The organism is Vibrio aquimaris, from assembly GCF_009363415.1.
In the GTDB taxonomy this organism is placed as follows: domain Bacteria; phylum Pseudomonadota; class Gammaproteobacteria; order Enterobacterales; family Vibrionaceae; genus Vibrio; species Vibrio aquimaris.
Genome location: NZ_CP045351.1, coordinates 923231 through 941625 on the forward strand (window position 1 = coordinate 923231; position 18395 = coordinate 941625).

The 18395-nt window shown below is 42.4% G+C and carries 15 protein-coding genes; 6 read left to right on the plus strand and 9 right to left on the minus strand.

The window, feature by feature from the left end; translation table 11 throughout:
- Positions 1–3 precede the first annotated feature (3 nt).
- Complete coding sequence (locus tag FIV01_RS18545) at positions 4–2142, plus strand: ATP-binding protein (protein ID WP_152432437.1); 2139 nt, start codon at positions 4–6, stop codon at positions 2140–2142.
- Positions 2143–2244: 102 nt separating this feature from the next.
- Here FIV01_RS18545 and FIV01_RS18550 read toward each other — a convergent pair whose 3' ends face one another.
- The 7 genes from FIV01_RS18550 to FIV01_RS18580 all read right to left on the minus strand — a co-directional run bounded on the left by FIV01_RS18550 (position 2245) and on the right by FIV01_RS18580 (position 12673).
- Positions 2245–2685, minus strand: a complete 441-nt coding sequence (locus tag FIV01_RS18550) for a hypothetical protein (RefSeq protein ID WP_152432438.1) — start codon at positions 2683–2685, stop codon at positions 2245–2247.
- Positions 2686–2828: 143 nt separating this feature from the next.
- Positions 2829–4148, minus strand: a complete 1320-nt coding sequence (gene guaD / locus FIV01_RS18555) for a guanine deaminase (RefSeq protein WP_152432439.1) — start codon at positions 4146–4148, stop codon at positions 2829–2831.
- Between the two features lie 31 nt (positions 4149–4179).
- Positions 4180–5019, minus strand: a complete 840-nt coding sequence (gene xdhC, locus FIV01_RS18560; protein WP_152432440.1) for a xanthine dehydrogenase accessory protein XdhC — start codon at positions 5017–5019, stop codon at positions 4180–4182.
- Positions 5020–5053: 34 nt separating this feature from the next.
- The gene (gene xdhB, locus FIV01_RS18565) at positions 5054–7375 is read right to left on the minus strand and encodes a xanthine dehydrogenase molybdopterin binding subunit (protein ID WP_152432441.1); all 2322 of its coding nucleotides are present in this window, start codon (positions 7373–7375) and stop codon (positions 5054–5056) included.
- On the minus strand, positions 7368–8801 hold the full coding sequence (gene xdhA / locus FIV01_RS18570; protein WP_172971893.1) for a xanthine dehydrogenase small subunit: 1434 nt from the start codon (positions 8799–8801) through the stop codon (positions 7368–7370). The genes xdhB and xdhA overlap by 8 nt, the downstream gene beginning before the upstream one ends.
- 287 nt (positions 8802–9088) lie before the next feature.
- Positions 9089–10675, minus strand: a complete 1587-nt coding sequence (locus FIV01_RS18575) for a S8 family peptidase (protein WP_152432443.1) — start codon at positions 10673–10675, stop codon at positions 9089–9091.
- 336 nt (positions 10676–11011) lie between these two features.
- On the minus strand, positions 11012–12673 hold the full coding sequence (locus FIV01_RS18580; protein ID WP_152432444.1) for a methyl-accepting chemotaxis protein: 1662 nt from the start codon (positions 12671–12673) through the stop codon (positions 11012–11014).
- A 474-nt stretch (positions 12674–13147) separates the two neighbouring features.
- Between FIV01_RS18580 and FIV01_RS18585 the strand changes: the two genes are divergently transcribed.
- Positions 13148–13504, plus strand: coding sequence for a YibL family ribosome-associated protein (locus FIV01_RS18585; protein ID WP_152432445.1), 357 nt, complete (start codon positions 13148–13150; stop codon positions 13502–13504).
- 148 nt (positions 13505–13652) lie between these two features.
- On the plus strand, positions 13653–14144 hold the full coding sequence (locus FIV01_RS18590) for a GNAT family N-acetyltransferase (protein WP_152432446.1): 492 nt from the start codon (positions 13653–13655) through the stop codon (positions 14142–14144).
- 78 nt (positions 14145–14222) lie between these two features.
- On the opposite strand, the gene FIV01_RS18595 is transcribed toward FIV01_RS18590, so the two are convergent.
- Positions 14223–14426 (minus strand): hypothetical protein, encoded by a 204-nt coding sequence (locus FIV01_RS18595; protein ID WP_114784175.1) that lies wholly within the window; start codon positions 14424–14426, stop codon positions 14223–14225.
- Positions 14427–14576: 150 nt separating this feature from the next.
- Between FIV01_RS18595 and FIV01_RS18600 the strand changes: the two genes are divergently transcribed.
- The 3 genes from FIV01_RS18600 to FIV01_RS18610 are packed head-to-tail and all read left to right on the plus strand — an operon-like array spanning position 14577 to position 16785.
- Complete coding sequence (locus FIV01_RS18600; protein ID WP_152432447.1) at positions 14577–15941, plus strand: DNA-3-methyladenine glycosylase 2 family protein; 1365 nt, start codon at positions 14577–14579, stop codon at positions 15939–15941.
- The gene (locus FIV01_RS18605) at positions 15938–16420 is read left to right on the plus strand and encodes a methylated-DNA--[protein]-cysteine S-methyltransferase (RefSeq protein ID WP_152432448.1); all 483 of its coding nucleotides are present in this window, start codon (positions 15938–15940) and stop codon (positions 16418–16420) included. The genes FIV01_RS18600 and FIV01_RS18605 overlap by 4 nt, the downstream gene beginning before the upstream one ends.
- Positions 16420–16785, plus strand: a complete 366-nt coding sequence (locus tag FIV01_RS18610) for a hypothetical protein (RefSeq protein WP_152432449.1) — start codon at positions 16420–16422, stop codon at positions 16783–16785. Before FIV01_RS18605 ends, FIV01_RS18610 begins: the two co-directional genes overlap by 1 nt.
- A gap of 57 nt (positions 16786–16842) precedes the next feature.
- Here the strand turns inward: FIV01_RS18610 and nhaD are convergent, their stop codons facing one another.
- The gene (gene nhaD, locus FIV01_RS18615) at positions 16843–18276 is read right to left on the minus strand and encodes a sodium:proton antiporter NhaD (protein ID WP_152432450.1); all 1434 of its coding nucleotides are present in this window, start codon (positions 18274–18276) and stop codon (positions 16843–16845) included.
- Positions 18277–18395: the final 119 nt, after the last annotated feature.

Consider the following 18395-nt stretch of genomic DNA (forward strand, 5'->3'; position numbering starts at 1 on the left):
TACATGAGCGAGAGTTTCTGGGAAAGAGGTCGACACTTCGTTGCTATTATCTCGGCACTTTGTCTTGTTTTAGTGGCGGTTATTGTTTACGTTTTTTTCTCAGTATCGAAAATAAAAGAGGTGACACCAGAGCCCTATGTCACCATCATTAACAATAATATCACCGCAAAAACTAAGTTGCTAACTGTAAAGGCAGCCATCCTTACCTATACTTCTCATAGGGACAAAAAACATCTAGCACAGCTCAAGTTCAAATCTAAAGTGTTTCGAGCGAGCATCTATCATGATTTACTCGCAGAAAGAACGCTTGACTTGCACTCTGATTATGGTGATGTCAATGAACTCAAGCAGATCAATGACCAAATCGCTCAAGCTTTTGACGGTATAGACAAGCTCACTTTGGGTGATATACAAAGCGCTCAAAGTGTCATCGTTTTGTTTGATAGATCCTACAAGCGACTGAACGCCTATCTGGCGGGATTTGTGAACAGCGTTCAGCACAGGCAGGCGGAATTCCTTGATTTTAAAGAGTCATTTTACAACAAGCAGTACGTTTATTTGGGCATTATCCTTTTGTGTTCAATGTTAATGATTGGTGTGATTTCCTGGATGTACTTGAACCAAATACGTTTGGGGAAAGCTCTAGAAAATAAAACAAAAATCATGGAGGAAGCTAAAAAAAATGCTGAGCAAAGCGCAAGTGCTAAAGCTCGCTTCTTGGCCAATATGTCGCATGAAATGCGCACGCCTCTTAATGCGATTATTGGCTTGAGTCAAAAGGAGTATTATCGATCATTAGATGAGCAGACACGCCATTTTATCGCTATGATCAATAGCTCGGGTGAACATCTTCTAAAGCTTATCAACAATGTTTTGGATTTGAGCAAAATAGAAAAAGGTCGTTCGGCGATATCTTACGGTGACTTTTATATCAGCGAGCTTATTGATGTGTCCAAAACCGTATTTGTGAATTTTGATAAGCAGCGTGATGTAGAGGTTTTTTATAGTACAGGCCTAACAAGCAATTATAAAATTCGTTCAGATAAAACCAAGCTTGTACAAATTATCAATAATTTAGGTTATAACGCCCTTAAGTTCACCGAGAAGGGATTTGTTGACTTATCCATCTCTATTGTGAAGCAAGAGGACCAAACTCAACTCAACATTTGTGTGAAAGATAGTGGTATAGGGATGACCCAGGAGCAGCTTGACAAAGTGTTTCAAGAATTTACTCAAGCTGATGAATCGATCACACGAAAGTATGGAGGAACGGGACTTGGGCTATCCATCTGTCAATCTTTAGTCTCTATGTTTGGCGGTAGAATACAAGTAAGCAGTGAACTCGGGCAAGGCAGCGAGTTCGTCGTCAACATACCTACACAGATAATTGAAGAAAAGCCTTTGCTGAACCCGTTATGGGAAAAGAAATCGGTACAAGTTATTGCCAGTCACCAAGGTGTACGCTCATTGATAATTCGAGAATTAGACGCTTTGGGCCTTTATGATCCGCAAGGCTCGACATTATTGTATTACCTTAGCAATGGAGAGCAATTGGGTGATCAACTTAATCAATTCGCTGAGACCAAGCCTGATTCTATATTGGTCTATGGTCATCTGAACACTACTATGCCTTTGTTAGATAACACGAGATTGCTAAGTAAGCCTTATAATTTGTTAAATTTGATCGATCATTTACAAGAGGAAGTGATGTTATCAGTGTCCACTTCTGACAGTAACAATAACAATGCTGAAGCACAGCCTGAGCAAAGAAAGATCTCAGTCATGCTGGTGGAAGATATTCGCATGAATCAAATAGTGGCGGAAAAAATGTTGTCGACATTGAGCGCAGAAACAACAACGGTCAACAATGGGCAAGAATGTCTCGATGTATTGCGTCAGCAAAGCTTCGACATCATCTTTATGGATATACAGATGCCTGTAATGGATGGCCTAGAAGCTGTAAAGCGAATCAAGTCTGAAGGCCTTGCGCCAAATACACCAATTATTGCCCTAACTGCTAACACGTTTGATAATGATGTGGAGCAATACTTGGAACAAGGGTTCAGTAATGTTCTTGGTAAGCCTTTTAAATTGGAATGGTTAAAGGGCATACTCGATAAGCATGCCCATCATCGAGGGTAAGCTTCTTTCGACCATTCGTTTAGCGAGTCTTTATACCCACTAACATACCGACACGCTGGTTTTCGATGCCAAGTATCCGTTTCTTAAATGAGGGTGCCCAAATCATAGCAGTGTGCTGAGAAGATGCTGTTGAAACCTGCTTTTATCAATTGCCTCTCGCCAGTGTAACTCAGAGTTGAAGCAGACACCCACTCCTGCTGTGTTAGCACCGAGCGCAGAAGTAACAGGCTTGAGTAGCTTAGATGAGGTTAACTGGTAAATTAGCTTTCCTGGTGAATTGGTATGCTCTTTCCCTTCATAGAAGTTTTCAAAGATGATCACTATGCCCTCAGATCCAAGCATATTGTAGGCTGATCTCAGTCCTTCTAGCTCTAGAGCGTGGGTTTCTGCATAGGAATGAGCAATAAAGTGGTGCAGTACCCAGTTAAACTGGATCATATCGTAATCTTGCAGTCCCGTGAACTCCTGATAGACACTATTTCCTCCCCCTGTGTCGAGAAAGTGAGCTTGTTGAGGATTCAGTAATCTAATCTTTTCAGACATAATAAATACCGCCAGTATCAAGTAATTGGCAAATTTTATGCCGACCATCGCCAAAAGATAAGTTAATGTTTTATAGATACTTATAAGAATAAAAAATACTGATACTGACCGAGTTCTTATTTTGGAGTTTTCGTCTAAATTTATTAATCGCCTATCGAGCCTGTTTGAAAGGCTTTTTCTCCCATAATGTAGGTTTGATGTATGTTGCGTTCATCTCCAAGCATCATAAGTACAAACAATCGCTCTTCTAGCGTTTTGGCTTGCTTCATTCTCATCGTAAACAGCGACGTTGCGTGTAGATCGAGCACAACAAAGTCCGCTTCTTTACCGACTTTGAGGTTGCCTATTTTATCTTCTAGGTGCAGCGCTTTTGCTCCTCCTAGCGTTGCCAAATAGAGCGACTTTAGTGGATGTAGTTTCTCTTGCTGAAGCTGCATGATTTTGTATGCTTCATTCATGGTTTGTAATAGAGAGAAGCTGGTGCCTGCGCCTACGTCGGTCCCCATACCGACTCGGACTTGATGACTTTCTAGCTTGGAAAGGTTGAATAAGCCTGAACCGAGAAAAAGGTTTGAAGTTGGGCAAAACGCAACCGATGAATGAGTTTGTGCGAGGCGCTGGCATTCATGCTCCGATAGGTGAACTCCATGAGCAAAGACGGAACGCTTATGCAAAAGACCATAATGATCATAGACATCAAGATAGCCAGCGCGTTCAGGGAAAAGCGCTTTTACCCAATCAATCTCTTTAAGGTTTTCAGATAGGTGCGTATGCATATAAACATCTGGGAATTCTTTTAACAGTTTACCCGCCATTTTAAGTTGTTGTGGACTGCTGGTGGGGGCAAAACGAGGTGTAACTGCATAGAGAAGCCTGTCTTTGTTGTGCCATTTTTCAATTAATGCTTTTGAGTCTTGATAAGCAGACTCTGGAGTATCGGTTAGTTCTGGGGGAGCATTTTGGTCCATGAGCACTTTTCCCGCGATCATTCGTAAGCGTCGCTTATGTGCCTCTTCGAAAAAAATATCTACAGATTGTTTATGTATGGTACCAAAAACTAAGGCTGTCGTGGTTCCGTTATTCATCAGCTGTTGGAAAAATAAGTTGGCCTTATCTCTAGCGTATTGAGGATCGCTAAAACGCATTTCTTCTGGAAAAGTGTAGTTTTCTAACCAATCGAGTAACTGTTCACCATAGGAAGCGATAATCCCAATTTGAGGATAATGAATATGAGTGTCGATAAAGCCTGAGGTAATGAGTTTATTCTCATACTCTTGGATGGGAATTCTTGTTGACAGCATTTTCATTAGTTTATTTGACTCGCCAATATCGACTATGTATCCATCTTCAATGACGATAAGACCATCTTCAAAAAACTCATAACAGTTGTCGAGACCGACGTCTTTGGGATCGGCGATACAATGCAGGATGCTCGCGCGATATGCTTTGCGTTGACTTGCCATATAGACTTCCTTTCTTGGCTGCAGTCGGTAATTAGGCGATTTTTTCTGGTGCTGAACTGCCACTTTTCTCATTTTTTTCAGCGAATTGCAGATGTTTAGCACTACCTTGGTAGTGCGTTATCAGCTCTCCAGCAACAGACACAGCTATTTCGGCAGGGTGCTTACCGCTGATTTCACTTATGCCAATCGGGCAGGTAAGAGAATGGATTTGTTGCTTTGAGTACCCTCGCTGAGCTAAGCGCATATGGAATCGTTTTCGTTTCGATTTTGAACCGATGACGCCAAGGTATAGGCTGTCAGCTCGGTCCAATATGGCTTTTGTCAGATCGAAATCGAGCTGATGGTTGTGTGTCATGACTAGGTAGTAGCTTTGGGCAGCTTGCTCTCGGACTTCAAAAACAGGGTCATCAGAGACAACCTTTGTCACATTACTTGGGACTAAGTCAGGAAAGATGTCACTACGCTGGTCAATCCAAGTGATATGGAATGGGAGCGTCGACACAACATGTATAAGAGCTTGGGAGACGTGTCCAGCACCAAAAATGACCAAAGCTTTTGAGTGAAAACCGATCGGTTCAAAACTTAAGGTTGCAACGCCTCCACAGCATTGGCCTAATTTGGCACCAAGATTAAACCGCTCTATTTTTGGGGATGTTTGGCCAACAGAGAGCATGTCGCGCGCGATCTGTGTTGCCAAGTGTTCAAGGTGGCCACCTCCAATGGTTGCGATCAATCTATCTTCGGTAATCAGCATTTTGGTTCCCGCATTTCTTGGTACAGAACCTGTTGTTTCCAGTACAGTTACCATTACACAAGGTTGTTGATTTTGTTCTAGTTTGGCTAATTCGTGAATCCAATTGTCGCTGTACATGGTTTTCTCCTTAGCTGATTACCTATTTAAGGCCTCAGGCACTGGCATTTTTTGCCCTATGAATCGCCATTAACACCCGCTCAGGCGTTGCCGGGGTATTTAATTGTGGCGCTGGCCCTTTAGGTACAGCATAAGTAATGGCATTTCTTAATGCGCTCCATACAGAAATAGCAAGCATAAAAGGAGGCTCGCCGACCGCTTTTGAATGATAGACGGTGTCTTCTGAGTTGGCGTGGTTTTGAAGTAATTGCGTATTAAACTCCAATGGCATATCGGAGATAGCAGGAATTTTGTAACTTGCAGGTCCGTTTGTTGTTAAACGTCCTTGCCCATCCCAGCATAATTCTTCGGTAGTAAGCCATCCAACGCCTTGAATAAAGCCACCTTCAATTTGTCCTATGTCTATTGCTGGATTCAGTGACGCTCCAACATCATGCAGAATGTCCACTCGCAGTAGTTTGTATTCGCCAGTCAAGGTATCAATAATTACTTCCGAGCATGCTGCGCCATAGGCATAATAATAGAAAGGACGACCACGCGCTCTGTCATGGTCATAGTGGATTTTTGGTGTGCGATAAAAGCCTGTGCTCGACAGCGAGATCTGGTTGAAATAGGCTAATTGAACTAAGGCATCAAATGTCATCTGCTTTTTACCAGCCATGACATGACCGTTTTTAAATGCCACCTCTTTCGGCATTACCTTAAAGTGCTTTGAGGCAAACTTAATCAGCCGCTGCTTTATTGTCTTAGCGGCATTTTGCGCGGCTTTTCCGTTGAGATCAGTACCTGAAGATGCCGCAGTAGGGGAGGTATTTGGAACCTTGTCGGTATTTGTGGCTGTAATTTGAATGCGTTTTATTTCAACCTGAAACTCTTCTGCGACAATCTGCGCTATTTTTGTATTGAGGCCTTGTCCCATTTCAGTACCACCATGGTTAAGATGAATACTGCCGTCAGTGTATATATGGATAAGAGCACCAGCTTGATTTAAAAATTTAGCTGTAAAGGAAATGCCAAACTTCACTGGTGTAATGGCTAGGCCTTTTTTAAGAATCGGGCTTTGTTTGTTGTATTGATTAATAGACTTGCGGCGAGCTTGATATTTACAATCTTTAACTAGCTTATTGGTAATACTTGCTAGGCAATTATCTTCAACTTTTTGATGGTAATGGGTGATGTTTCGACCTTGGCCACCGTAATAATTAGCTTTGCGGATGTCTAGGGGATCTTTTTTCAGGTAATGGGCGATTTCATCCATGATGTGTTCTATTGTCATCATTCCTTGGGGCCCACCAAAGCCTCGAAAGGCGGTATTGGAGGCCTTGTTCGTCATACATCTGTGGCCAGTAACACTTGCAGCACCGAGATAATAAGCGTTATCTGAGTGAAACATCGCGCGGTCGACAATTGAACTGGATAAATCTGGCGAGAACCCACAATCACCGGAAACAACAAGGTCGATACCTTCTATTACACCCTCATCATTAAATCCCACCTTATACTGATTATAGAAAGGGTGCCTTTTTCCAGTGATTATCATATCTTCCATGCGCGGAAGACGCAGTTTGGTTGGCCGTTGAGTGAGATTGGCAATTACAGCGGCAATGCACGCAGGTATCGCCGCTTGTGTTTCTTTTCCACCAAAGCCGCCGCCCATCCTGCGTATTTCAATCACCACCTTGTTGATTGGTAAATTGAGAACCTGAGCGACTTTATGCTGCACTTCTGTTGGATTTTGGGTTGATGAGAAGACTTGCATTCCGCCATCTTCTGTAGGTATCGCGCTGCTTACTTGTGTTTCAAGATAAAAATGCTCTTGACCACCAATTTCAAGCTCACCTTCGATGATGTGTTTGGCACGCTTAAAGGCGCGTTGTAGGTTTCCTCGTGCCTGCTGATGACTTTCGCTGACAAACTGCTTTTGTTTTAGTGCCTGTTTAACGTCCAATTGAGGTGGAAGAGGTTGATACTCAATAGTAACAGCTTGTGCTGCTTCTCTCGCTGTATCGATTGAATTGGCGGCGATTGCAAAAATGGGTTGGCCATAATATTGGACTTCACCGTCTGCAAGTAAAGGGTCTCCGGGTAAAATTGCGCCTATGTCTATGTCTCCTAGAATATTTTGCTGTGTAATGACGCATGCGACGCCTGCAAAACCATAGCAAGAAGAAGTATCTAGTTTTGTTATTTTTGCGTGGGCTTGTGTGCTTGTCCCTATATACACATGCAGCTGATTGGGATATTCAAGTCGGTCATCAACATAAGTGGCCTCGCCCGTTACCTGTTTGGTAGCACTGTCGTGTTCGACGCTTTTACCCACGCCAGTTTTGAGCATTTTTTTGTATAATTTAGACATAGGTGGTCACTCGGGTTTCAATTTGACTGCTGAGATAGTTATATTCGATAAATAGCCGTTGAAGCATGTTTGCCGCAGTTATTGAACGATATTCCTTACTGGCTCGAAAATCGCTCATTGGCCTGAAATCTTTGCTCAATGAAGCCATCGCAGAGTCAATCGTCTCCTGACTCCATATATTACCTATTAGGGCTCTTTCGCATTGAATGGCCCGTTTGGGAATTTCAGCCATTCCACCAAAAGCGACTCGAGCACTGACGACTTTGCTATCGTTTACTTCAATATTGAAAGCACCACAGACTGCAGAGATGTCATCATCTAGACGTTTGGAAAGTTTGTAGGCGCGGAAAAAATCCTGCTTTCTAAGTTTGGGGATTTGGATCTGCTCAATGAACTCGCTTTTTTGTAGTGCTGTTATTTTATAACGGACAAAGAAGTCTTCGAGAGGTAAAGTCCGAGTTTTATTACCACAACGCAGCTTTAGCTTGGCATTTAGCGCGATGAAGGGCGGGGCAATATCACCAATAGGTGAGGCATTAGCAATGTTACCACCCAATGTACCCAAGTTGCGTATTTGCGAAGAGGCGAATCGATGTAACAGTTCGTTAAAGTCAGGAAACAGCCATACTAGTGCTTGCGCTGCATCAGTGATATTGGTGTTGGCACCAATGTGAAGCATCCCTTCTTTTTCAAAGCATACTTTCATATCTTCGACCAGGTGTAAGCAAATTAGAGTTTCAATTTCTTTATGTTGTTGAGTAACTTCGAGAGCGAGGTCCGTACCTCCTGCAACCAACTTGGCAGAGGGGTTTACACTGTAAACTTTGGCAAGTTCTTTAATGGTGCGTGGCAGGTAGGCTTTGAGTTCACCATATGTTAGTGATGCGGATTCTTGGTTTAGTCTCTTGAGTTGCAAAATGGTTCTCTTTTCATTGACAGAAAAATGATCGACTAAGGGTTGGTTAGACCTAAGAGAAAGCGCTGAATCTAGTATGCTTCTGTAGCCTGTGCAGCGACACAAGTTTCCTGCCAGAGATTCTATGATTTCTTGTTTGTTAGCGCTGGGTTTGTTTTTGACAAGTGCAAACATCGACATGATAAAACCAGGGGTGCAATATCCACACTGAGAGCCGTGATTCTCAATCATGGCTTGCTGAACAGGGTGTAACAGATCGCCTTGACGCAAATCTTCAACAGTAATGAGCTGTTTTCCGTGTAATGAAGATACGAATGTAATACAAGTGTTAATTGAACGATATTGGAGTTGACCGTGTTTGACTTCAGCCAAAACTGCGGTGCAAGCACCACAGTCTCCAGATGCGCACCCTTCTTTAGTTCCCGTTTTATAGATATGCGATCTTAAGTATTGCAACACCGTCATATTGGGTGAAATTTGATGTTCTTGTTTGACTTCTTGATTGAGCATGAAAGTAATCAAGAGACCTCCAATTTAGCACTGTTACGAGCTTTTCCTTGGCGGGTGAGATAATGCCAAGAAATCTATTGTCAATTTTAAGTATATGAATGATGGTCGATATTTTCTAACATCGAATAAAAGTAATTAACTTGTTTTGCTGAAAGTGACGGAGACAGCTTAATGAAAGGTAGAGGTGAGGGCGTTTAATCTCAGTATTAATCAGGTATGCTATTTATAAGATAAAATACCAGTCAACTAACGTCGACTGGTATTATGCTTTGACTAGATGTTATGAGTTAATAACTCGCTTTCAGAGTAACTCCACTGTATGTGCTGTAGGCATTAAGCATTATGTGATAGCGACCATTTTGTGTATTTGAAATGGTGCAAACCTCATTATTACCTGAGCGATAAGGGCGACAGTCCCAAGTGCCAGTTGTTGGTTGTGCGCCAAAGCGTACATATAGATCTGCATCACCAGCGCCACCCGTCGTTGTTACGCTGAGCGAACGGCCAGCAGGCACATCAATATAGTACTGTTTCTGTGCTCCACGGCTCGCGCTGATATTGCTGACAGGGGTTCCATTGTTCAGTTCACCATCAGGAGTTGGCGTTGGATTATCACAATCTGGTTCACAGCCGCTGCCACTGAGGCTGTAAGCGAGCTTATTAACTGTGCCGCGAGTGTCAGATATTTTACCTGATGTCGCACGTGTGCTGATAAGGTTAGATACCTGTGAAGGTGATAATGCATTGTTTTCATGAAGATAGAGAGCGGTTACACCTGCCATATGAGGCGCTGCCATAGAAGTACCACTTATTGTCCTGTAGCCACCACCTATCCATGCTGACTTAATGCTTGAGCCCGGAGCAAAAACATCTACACAGCTTCCCCAATTTGAGAAGCTTGACCGGCTATCACTGCTTGTGGTTGAGCCGACAGTTACTGCACTCTGTTCACGAGCTGGTGAAGAGTTACAAGCATCAGCGTTTGAATTCCCTGCTGCCAATACAAAAGTGATTCCAGATTGGACAGCACTCGCTACTGCACTATCTAGTGAGCTGGATACTCCACCGCCTAAGCTCATGTTGGCCACCGAAGGTCCAGATGCATTGGCTGCAACCCAGTTTACACCTCCAATTACCCCTGAGTTAGAACCAGAACCGCGACAGCTGAGTACTCTGACACCAACAATATTGGCATTCTTTGCTACACCATATTGGCTACCAGCAATAGTGCCTGCTACATGAGTACCATGTCCGTGACAGTCGGAACTATCATTATCATTATCAACAAAGTCGTAGCCTGAAGTTGAACGGCCACCAAACTCGCTATGATTGTTTTCTACACCAGTATCGATAACGTAAGCAGTAACACCTGTACCGTCATAGTTGTATGTATAACTGCCGCTTAGCGGTAAGTTTCGTTGGTCAATCCGATCCAAGCCCCAAATAGCATTGGTTTGGGTGCCTTCTTCGGAGAAGACAGGATCAATAGTTACGATTCTGTCCTGCTCGATATAAGCCACTTGTGGATCTTCACGAAGTGCTTTGAGTTGTTCCTTCGTTAGAGTGGCAGAAAATCCACTTAAAACATGATCGTATATTCTCTCTGTTTTAAGTGAGTGTTGACTAGCCAATCCAGTTACAGTTTGCTGAGTAAACTCGACAAAAGCTTGTGAGCCCTCAAGCAACATTTCTGGTTTCTTGAGCACTACGATATATTTATTTTTTATGCCCTTCTCATCTTCGACTGTGAGTAAAGGTGCAAGATTTTGACCTTCAGCTAAGACCGATTTCACCTCGCCTTGTTGTGCAAGCGCCAAGCCAGACATAACTGAAAGAGCTGAGGCGATACAACAACTTATAATATTCTTATACATGTTACTTTCCTTTGGATAATAAAAAATATTGTTGAACATTGCCTACTACAAACATCAAGCGTTTGACATTTTTCGGCTCTTAAAGAACCTATCTACAAGTTACGCACAAATTACACACATAGAAAAATTGGGACTTTTAATTGTGATATTTTGTCAATAAGTTTGCGTGTGATTTATGGAAATGTGTGAAATCTAAATATGAGGTCACTTTTTTATTGAGACGCACTTCAATAATCAGAGCCTTTACTCAATGAACTGATGTGGACGTGCTAGGAGAGAATGAATCATGGAAAAGGGAGAAAATGTAAGGCCTGCTTTCACAGGCCTTGGCTGTGTCTAGACTTTAAATCGGCCGACCAAGTCGTAAAGCTCATTGGCTCTATGGTTAAGTGCTTGGCTACCTGCTTTATTTTCATTGGCTAGATCTGCCGATTGAGAGCTTTGGTCTGAGATAACCACAATGCGTTCAGAGATCTCTTGACCGACTATGCTTTGTTCTTCTGTTGCCGTAGCAATAAGCGAGTTCATATCCATAATGGTGCCAATCGATTCTTGAATTTGGACTAGAGCTTTGGCAGCTGCGTTTGCTTCTTCTACCGTGCTCGCACCGCGTTTTTGGCTTGATTCCATTGCCTTAACTGCGTCATCGGAAGCGGATTTGAGCTGCTCTATCATTTCATGAATTTCACCTGTACTGTCTTGTGTGCGGCTGGCCAATTTACGAACTTCGTCAGCAACCACGGCGAAGCCGCGACCTTGTTCCCCAGCCCGAGCTGCTTCTATTGCCGCGTTTAGTGCCAGTAGGTTTGTTTGCTCAGCAATATCTTGGATTACTTCCAAAGATGAGGAGATATTCTGAACATCACCTTCTAATCGAGAGATGACGCCATTGGCTTGAGATACTTCTTCTGCAAGTGCTTCAACTGATTTGGCCGCCGAGTTGACGATATTTTGCGCATCTTTAGCATTGTCGTCTGCTTCTTTAGCTGAGTCAGCTGCTTGGCTGGCGTTGTTCGATATTTCTGAGGCTGTGGTTGTCATTTGGGTCATTGCTGTAGCGACTTGTTCGGTCTCTGAGCGTTGCCCTGAAGCAAGTTCATCCACTTTACCGGCGCGCCCAGACATATTTGTGGTTTCGGATACTACTTGTTGACCGACTTCACTTACACTTCTAATGATGGTTTGGAGGCTTTCAACAAACGCATTGAAATTTTTGCTCAGCTGCGAAAATTCTGGTGCTTTGAAGTCTTCCATCCGCGCTGTAAGGTCAGCATCTCCGCTGGCGAATGAGCTGATTGATGCGTCAAAAAGTTCGAGCGGTTTGAGGATGGTACGATTGATCCCAACGGAAAAGACAGCAACTATGACTGCGATAATGATACAGAACATTATGATTGCAGATAAGGTTTCTTGTAAGGCTTCATTGGTGGTGTTTTCCATCTCGGCGACGATTGCGTCGATGTCATCGGTATAAAAACCCGTGCCTAGCATAAGATCCCATTCGGGTATGTAGATAGAGTATGCCAATTTCGGAAGTGCTACTGTTTCGCCGGGTTTAGGAAAGTAATAGGTAGTGAAGTCCCCCGTTTTTGAATTGCGAATCAGATCGCGAACCAAATAGTTACCTTTCTTATCCTGTAAATCCCAGTAGTTTTGGCCTATTCCATCTGTATTATCACCTACAAAACGTTTTATCCCTGTAGAGTTGTATCCAAAAAAATAGCCAGTTTTACCATACCTGAGTGCTTTTAAAATAGGCGTGGCCTCTTCAAATCTGGCTCCTTTATCAAGCAAAGGTTGAACAGCGGACTGTGCCACTTGAAGATAGTTCTTAAGCTCTTCCTTCTTCATATACATCATGTTGCTTCTGGTGACTTCGATTTGTTGAGCATTGAGCTCGTTAGTTTTTATATAAGTAAAGCCAAGCATGCCCAATGCTATTACAAGCAATGGGACCAGTGCCAATATATAAAGGCGGCTTCGAATTGTAAGGCTCATACAAACATCCTGTTTTCAAAGGTTCATAGGGCGCCAGTGTCAGTGCCAAGTTATAATTTGCCGAACGCAGTTCCATGACCTCAGCGTTTCACAGACGAGAAAAGGTTCAACTATTTACTCCTTTAAGATTAGACAATATGCAAGAGTCGGCATGCTTTATTGATAAAATAGTTCTTTAAGGTTTAAGTAGGCAGAATACTTGAGAACAAATTTTTACAGATGAAGAGAAATTTTTAATTTTTTATCAATCTGTTAACCAGATAAGAGCTATGGGAAGTTTATCGATACTTCTAGTATTTTTCACTGGACTGATGAGTTGAGCTGTACTGAAAAAAGCCATGAGTATTCTGTCAAACTTATATCTATCGAATGCTGACAGTGGTCTCCATAGTTTAGGTCTAGGTTTTTCGGCAATACAAAAGTTCTTATTTATGGTAGAGTGCCGGATCTTTTTGATTCTCAGAGCATGACCTAATGTGCACTAAGCAAGAGCTGCAAAACCTTAACAATCGCCTCGACAAGTATAATCGTAAGCTAGATGCTGCTAAAGCTCGTGGCGATCAAGAAATAATCACAAAATTTACTGATGAAGTCGATAAACTCGCAAAGAAAGTTCACACTATCAAAAGTAAGCAATCTTATGACTTGAATAAAGAGCGCAAGAAGCTGAAAGCCATGGGCTTTTCTCGTGAAATCACCAAGTCAGAGCAAGCGGATATTGGAAAATTAAAAAAATCAGTCAAAGGTATAGTACTGGTACATCCGATGACAAAACTGGGTAAGTCGATGGAGCTCAGTGTAATGACAGGCTTTGCGTCGAGTCCTTTTTAGTCTTTGCCCATCTTATATTCTGTCGTTTGACTAATCATTGTCTTTGTCGACAGTATAGTTTCTTGTTATCCGTTTGGTTCTATTTTATTGATATAAAAAGATATTTATATTATTTTATATCTCCATAGTGGTTATGCTAGGAAGTATGATGAGTGAGCGAAGACTTGAAATTGTTCCAATAATCCCAGCCTATGACGCAGCAATATGCGAGATCATTAAACGGGTTGGTGAAGAATATGGCGCGGTGGGAGAGGGGTTTGGCCCATCGGACGCTGAAGTAGAGAATATGAGTCAGTATTATCTGTCTGGGCAGAATTCTTTGTATTTGGTTGCTCTACTTAATGGCAAAATCGTCGGCGGATGTGGTATCTCTCCATTTTCGGGTGATGGAAGAGTATGTGAACTCAAAAAGCTTTTCTTGCTAAAGGAAGGCCGAGGACTAGGGCTTGGAAAGCAGCTAACTCAACAATGTCTTGATTTTGCTGAGCAGAAAGGATTTGAACAATGCTACTTAGATACTCTGTCGAGTATGTCGCAGGCCATTAAGTTATATGAGAATCTTGGTTTCAAGCACCTTTCCTCCCCACTAGTGGGTACTATACATGGTGGTTGTGATGTATGGATGCTTAAGCACTTCTAACACCTTTATTTAGTATTTAGTCCAGAAAAAACTAAAATTAGGCCCAGCAAAGCAGGCCTAATTTAATTTCTAGATTTACTATAAATCCATCAAACTCTCGATCGACTCTTCTACCGATAGGTGATAGTACGAACGTATCGTTTTTCCATCAACAGCATCAATCAATATGTTGCTAATTCCGGAGGTGCCGTGTTCTTCGATCATCTCTAGGCTTTTTTCAACATTGTGATACGTGAGTTTGTGATTATTAGTGAGCACAATAGTGCATGTATGTAAGTTCATAGCCAACTTCCTTTTTTTATATATTTTATTCTTCATTGTAACTCTAGATGAGTTTCAACTGATAGCAAATTCGATTCGTTTCCGAAAATGGCTAGTATTTCGCTTCCGCAAAGATAGACTTTACTCAAGAATTCAAAAGATAAAAATGCCATGGAAAGAGTTCCGACAATCCCGTTACATGAGTGTCAAAAAGCTCGCCAAGCTAGAGATGCGCGTTTTGATGGACGCTTTTATATTGCGGTGAAAACAACAGGTGTCTTCTGCCGCCCGATTTGTCCGGCAAATTTGCCCAAAGAAGAGAATGTGACCTATTTCTTTGATAAGGCTCAGGCTTTAAAAGCCGGATACAGACCATGCTTGCGGTGTCGACCTGATAGCGCACCTAACTCATGGGCATGGAAAGGTGTTGAAACGACATTTTTACGTGCGGTTAAACTCATAGAGCAAGGGGAGCTTCAATTATATAGTCTCAATGACCTATCTCAACGATTGGGTATAAGTGACAGATACCTACGTCATCTATTTCAACGCTACCTCGGTATGCCACCCAAACAGTATGCTTTGTACCATCAGCTGATGTTTGCCAAACAATTACTACACTCTAGCTCGATGTCTGTTACCGACATTGCTTTTGCAAGTGGCTTTACCAGCGTTCGCCGCTTTAATGATGCATTTAAGCAGGTTATGAGGTTGACCCCGACGCAAGTGCGCAAGCAGGAGTATGTAATCAGGAACAATAAAAATTACATTGATCTTGCATTCAAAGGGCCGTTGGACTGGGAATATATGTTGCAGTTTTACCGTTTAAGATCGATTGAGGGGCTGGAATACGTCAGTGATAAAATCTATCAACGAAACTTTGTGATTAATGGCGCATCAGGCACGTTTATTATTTACCCTATTCGAGCTGGAGTATTACGAGTAGAGTTTGAACTCTCTGATCATTTTCAGCTAAGAGCTTTGGTTAATCAACTTCGCAGGATGTTCGATCTGGATAGTGACATCTTAACAATTGAAAATGCTTTACAAAGACTGACCCCCAAGTTAATCAAACGAAGCGGTATACGCATCCCTGGCGTTTGGGATACTTGGGAAGCGGGGTTGCGAGCCATATTAGGTCAGCAAGTGTCGGTAAAAGCCGCCATCACACAGCTTAATTTATTGGTACATGAATTGCGAAGCGAAAAAGTAACTCAATTTCCAACACCACAAGAGGTTAGTCAAGCCGATCTCTCTTTTTTACGTATGCCAGAAAGCCGAAAGCAAACGTTACTCAGTTTTGCCGAATATATGCAAGAATACCCAGAAGGGCAGTGTGACAAATGGTTGGATATTAAAGGTATCGGCCCATGGACTGTCAATTATGCAAAATTGAGAGGTACATCTGAGGCTAACTGTTTTCTGCAAGGAGATTTAGTTGTGAAAAAAGTCCTGATGCAGTTTCCTGAACTGAATTCTGAAAGTGTTTCTCCATGGGGGAGTTATGCCACTTTTCATTGTTGGAGCCATGTATGAGCATCTGTTATACCACCTTTATTTCGCCATTAGGTAAGATAACCATTCAAGCGAATGACGACGGCTTAATGGGAGCCTGGTTTGAGACGCAGACCACACAACCGCAAGACTTAGGTAAAAAAGATCCAAAGCATCCTATACTTATTTTAACAATCAAACAGTTACAGGAGTATTTTTCACATCGTAGAGAAATGTTTCAATTGCCACTGGCTGCTAAAGGTACTGAGTTCCAGCAACAAGTATGGCAAGCATTAAAGACAATTCCTTACGGAGAAACATGGAGTTATCAGCAGCTAGCAGAAGCCATAGGGAATCCGAAAGCAGTGAGAGCGGTTGGATTGGCAAATGGAAAAAACCCTATTTCAGTGATAGTACCTTGCCATAGAGTTATTGGTAAAAAGGGTAAGCTTACAGGATATGCGGGTGGGTTAGATAGAAAAGCAGCATTACTAAAACTAGAGCATTGGGAACCTGATTAATGCGGTTAAAATATAGGGGTATTTTTGTAATATTCACCTTGATGTTACAGGGGTGCTTTGAAGATAATTTAAATAGAATGATAAATAAGCCAACTTATGACTTTGAAGGGGTCTATGAAAACTTATATACCCAAGATTTACTTTTGTTTAAAGATGCAAAAGTTACCATCAGCAAAGTTGGTGCTCCAGATGTCATCAAGTCATTCAAAGTTGAGGATAATTATTTAATTATCACAATGAGAAACAGCTCTTTAGAGAAAAGAGAAGATATAGTGATGCGTATCCACGGGGGCAATGAAGCTCTAACTTGCAGTATTTGCGCGAAATATCAGTTATCGAGTGTTTGGCAACGCAGACTTGAATAACAAACCAGTATCTCCCAGAGCAGCTGATGTCTGCCCTAGGAGCTTTTTATTGAGAGGTTAGAACAAAGAAGCATTAAGTATGAGGTGAAGCCCGATACTAGCGGCGTACCCCATAGCAATGACAGGCGTCCATTTTAGGTGGCCGAAAAAGGTATATTTACCATGCGCGGCGCCCATGAGAGCTACACCAGCCGCTGATCCGATTGACAGTAAACTTCCTCCCACACCTGCGGTCAACGTGACCAACAACCAATTTCCCATTGACATGGAAGGCTCCATGGTAAGGACCGCGAACATAACGGGAATATTATCGACGATTGCTGACAGTATTCCGACCATAATATTGGCTGAAGTAGCATTCCATTGAGAATACATGATCTCGGAGACGAGCCCTAAGTAACCTAAAAGACTCAAGCCGCCGACACACATTACCACCCCATAAAAAAATAAAAGCGTATCCCACTCTGCATGAGAGACTCGCCGGAATACATCGAATGGAACGACTGAGCCAAGACGCTTTAACGCATTATCGTCACGGTTAGCAATAGCGATAGCAGCCTTTCTTTGCAGTGATGATTTGAGTGTTTTACGCAGGAAAAAACCGAAAAACTGCAAGTAGGCGAGGCCCATCATCATACCTATGACAGGAGGGAAGTGCAGAGCAGCATGAAACGCAACGGCAGTGGCAATCGTAATGATGAATAACACGACAATCCGGCGAGCGCCGCGTTTAAGTTCAACATGTTGATGGATGATATCTGGCTTTGTTTTGGGCACAAACAGTGACATTATTGCCGCCGGTACCAGATAATTGGCAACCGAGGGAAGAAAGAGCGGCATAAACTCAGAAAATGAGACATAGCCAGCTTGCCAGACCATTAAAGTTGTTATGTCACCAAATGGACTAAAGGCTCCTCCAGCATTTGCCGCTGCAACGATATTGATACAGGCGATGTTAATGAACTTGCTATTCCCTGCTCCTACTTTCATCACTACAGCACACATAAGTAATGCGGTAGTTAAGTTGTCGGCAATCGGAGAAATAAAGAAAGCCAATATCCCAGTCAGCCAAAAAAGTGACTTATAGTTAAAGCCTTTACCAACCATCCATGCTTGCAGTGAATCGAATAGTCGTCTTTCTTCCATCGCACTTATATAGGTCATTGCTACGAGCAAAAATAGCAGTAATTCTGCATATTCTAAAAGGTTATGTTCGAGTGCAGCCTGAGCAATATGTATTTGGCCTTGCTGCGAATAGACATAGCCAATCAGTGCCCATATAAGACCAGCGGCGAGTAAAACCGGTTTGGATTTTCTTAAAGAAAGGTGCTCTTCGAGCATAACCAAAGTATAAGCTCCAACAAAAATCGCCAAGGCAGCGTAGCCAATAAATGACTGAGTCAACGGTAGCGTTTCTTGGGTATTGATGACTGCAAAAGAGTTTATAGGAAATAACAAAAGGGCGATTAAGGCTGGCCATCGCATTATCATTATTTTCACTCCTTGAAAGACGTTACTAATAACAGTGCCGTTATTCTAGAGCGCTTTTTAAGGTGGGTATGTGAGTTAGGTTCGATCTGACTGAATTGTAAACAAGCCAAGAACGTGGT

What these genes read in the sequence shown, in the direction of transcription:
- FIV01_RS18545 (WP_152432437.1), top strand. Translation starts at nt 4, where the DNA reads ATGAGCGAGAGTTTCTGGGAAAGAGGTCGACACTTCGTTGCTATTATC.
- FIV01_RS18550 (WP_152432438.1), bottom strand. Translation starts at nt 2,685, where the DNA reads ATGTCTGAAAAGATTAGATTACTGAATCCTCAACAAGCTCACTTTCTC.
- guaD (WP_152432439.1), bottom strand. Translation starts at nt 4,148, where the DNA reads ATGGCAAGTCAACGCAAAGCATATCGCGCGAGCATCCTGCATTGTATC.
- xdhC (WP_152432440.1), bottom strand. Translation starts at nt 5,019, where the DNA reads ATGTACAGCGACAATTGGATTCACGAATTAGCCAAACTAGAACAAAAT.
- xdhB (WP_152432441.1), bottom strand. Translation starts at nt 7,375, where the DNA reads ATGTCTAAATTATACAAAAAAATGCTCAAAACTGGCGTGGGTAAAAGC.
- xdhA (WP_172971893.1), bottom strand. Translation starts at nt 8,801, where the DNA reads ATGCTCAATCAAGAAGTCAAACAAGAACATCAAATTTCACCCAATATG.
- FIV01_RS18575 (WP_152432443.1), bottom strand. Translation starts at nt 10,675, where the DNA reads ATGTATAAGAATATTATAAGTTGTTGTATCGCCTCAGCTCTTTCAGTT.
- FIV01_RS18580 (WP_152432444.1), bottom strand. Translation starts at nt 12,673, where the DNA reads ATGAGCCTTACAATTCGAAGCCGCCTTTATATATTGGCACTGGTCCCA.
- FIV01_RS18585 (WP_152432445.1), top strand. Translation starts at nt 13,148, where the DNA reads ATGTGCACTAAGCAAGAGCTGCAAAACCTTAACAATCGCCTCGACAAG.
- FIV01_RS18590 (WP_152432446.1), top strand. Translation starts at nt 13,653, where the DNA reads ATGAGTGAGCGAAGACTTGAAATTGTTCCAATAATCCCAGCCTATGAC.
- FIV01_RS18595 (WP_114784175.1), bottom strand. Translation starts at nt 14,426, where the DNA reads ATGAACTTACATACATGCACTATTGTGCTCACTAATAATCACAAACTC.
- FIV01_RS18600 (WP_152432447.1), top strand. Translation starts at nt 14,577, where the DNA reads ATGGAAAGAGTTCCGACAATCCCGTTACATGAGTGTCAAAAAGCTCGC.
- FIV01_RS18605 (WP_152432448.1), top strand. Translation starts at nt 15,938, where the DNA reads ATGAGCATCTGTTATACCACCTTTATTTCGCCATTAGGTAAGATAACC.
- FIV01_RS18610 (WP_152432449.1), top strand. Translation starts at nt 16,420, where the DNA reads ATGCGGTTAAAATATAGGGGTATTTTTGTAATATTCACCTTGATGTTA.
- nhaD (WP_152432450.1), bottom strand. Translation starts at nt 18,276, where the DNA reads ATGATAATGCGATGGCCAGCCTTAATCGCCCTTTTGTTATTTCCTATA.